We start from the raw sequence: 1,654 nt of genomic DNA, 5'->3' as shown, positions 1-1,654 counted from the left end.
TAGCCTCGATCTTTCGTGAGGTCGGTTGGGTCGGGGAGCGACCCGACCGATTCTTGGTTTTCGGTGGCGGGTCAGCGGTGGGGCCCGACTGTCGCGTCGGGTGGGCGGGGTTCCACGGGCCCCGATGGTTCTCCTTCCTGGGGTCGATGGGATGGTTCGTGCTGGTCAGGGTGCTGGGAGCATCTGCAGGCGCTCGATCGCGGTGGTGATCAGGTGGGTCCAGGGCCAGTGGCGGGCCAGCCGGAGCCGGAGTTGTCTGCCGCCGCGGGTCAGGCGGGCGGCGGCCGAGTAGACGCGCAGGCGCAGGCGTTTGGGTTCCCAGCGGCGGGCCGGGTGATCGGTGAAGGCGAGCATCTGGGCCCAGGCGGTCAGGTCGGTGGCCAGCGCGACGAGTTCGAGCCAGATCTGGTTGGCCGCTGCGCTGTGCAGGGGCAGGTTGCGCAGGCCGGTGTCCTTGGCGCAGCGGATGCGGTCTTCGCAGCGGGCGCGGCGGCGGTGGCGTAGTTCCAGGTCGGCGAGTTGCCCGTGCCGGGTGCCGGTGACAAAGCAGGTGAAGCGGTGTCCGTCGATGTCGGTGAACCGCAGTTGGGCGCCGGGGTGGGGGCGTTCGCGGCGGACGATGACCCGCATCCCCTTGGGCCAGCCGGTCAGGTCGAGCATGCCGGTCAGCTCGGCCACCCACGCGCCGGGGCGGGGCCGGCGGTCGGCGTCGTAGGCGCACTGCCACACGTGCTCGGGCAGGGCGAGGATGGCGGCGCAGATGTCGTCGTTGAGGTTGAAGCCGATCGAGTATTTGAGGCGGCGGGCGGTGACCCAGTCCAGGAACTCGTGGGTGCCGCCACCCGAATCGGTTCGGATGATGACCTGTTTGTGCAGGCGGGACGGGATCTGGTTGAGGGCCAGGCGGCCCGCGGTGATGTGGTCGGCGGCGGTGTTGGACCCGGCGTTGCCCGGCCGCAGCACCAGGGCGGCGGCCTCCCCGGTCCCGCCCGCACCGTGGTCGATGAACGCGGTCATCGGGTGGAATCCGAAGGTGCGCTTCCACGTCGGGGCGGCCTGGTCCTTGTCCGAGTGCGCGAGCACGATCGTGGCGTCCAGATCCACCGGGATCAGCTCACTGTCGGAGCCGGGGGCGTGCTCGCCGGCCAGTTCCCAGGCCCGGGCGCGGGCGGACGCCCGTGCCTTGCGGATCGCCCGCAACGCCTGCGAGCCGGCCTGGGCCAGGGTGGTGACCAGCCGCGACACCGTCGGATCGGACGGCACCGGCCCGAACAGCTCCGGCTCGGCCCGCAGGACCGCGATGTCGGACAGGCAGTCCCCACCCAGCGCCAGCATCACCGCCAGGTCCGCGACGACCTTGCCCGGATCGTGGGTCGCCCGCGGCCTGCGCCACCGCTCCAGCCCCGCCGAGAGCGCCCGGTCAAGCCCGGTCACACGGAGCGTCTCGGTCAGCAGCACCCCGCCGGCCTGACCGACGATCCCCGCCCCGTCCGAAGACACCACGAGCCTGGCATGACGACCTGTAGTCTTCACGTGAAAAGTGCTTTCGGACTGGTGCGGACAGGACTCTCGACAAGCCCTATCCTCCCAGCTCGGGAGCACTTTTCTTGTCTAAACGGTCACTCTCGACCCGCCGCCCGGTGAAAGCCCGAGG

At 70.8% G+C, this 1,654-nt stretch carries 1 protein-coding gene; it reads right to left on the bottom strand.

What is annotated here, in order from left to right; all coding sequences use genetic code 11:
- Positions 1–165: 165 nt before the first annotated feature.
- Complete coding sequence (locus tag E1284_RS40590; protein ID WP_131945418.1) at positions 166–1,533, bottom strand: IS1380 family transposase; 1,368 nt, start codon at positions 1,531–1,533, stop codon at positions 166–168.
- Between the last annotated feature and the right edge of the window lie 121 nt (positions 1,534–1,654).

Origin of the sequence: Actinomadura bangladeshensis (assembly GCF_004348335.1) — a bacterium.
GTDB classification, from domain to species: Bacteria; Actinomycetota; Actinomycetes; order Streptosporangiales; family Streptosporangiaceae; genus Spirillospora; species Spirillospora bangladeshensis.
The sequence above is the reverse complement of the archived record's forward strand: the minus strand, read 5'-3'. Positions and strand labels throughout refer to the sequence as shown.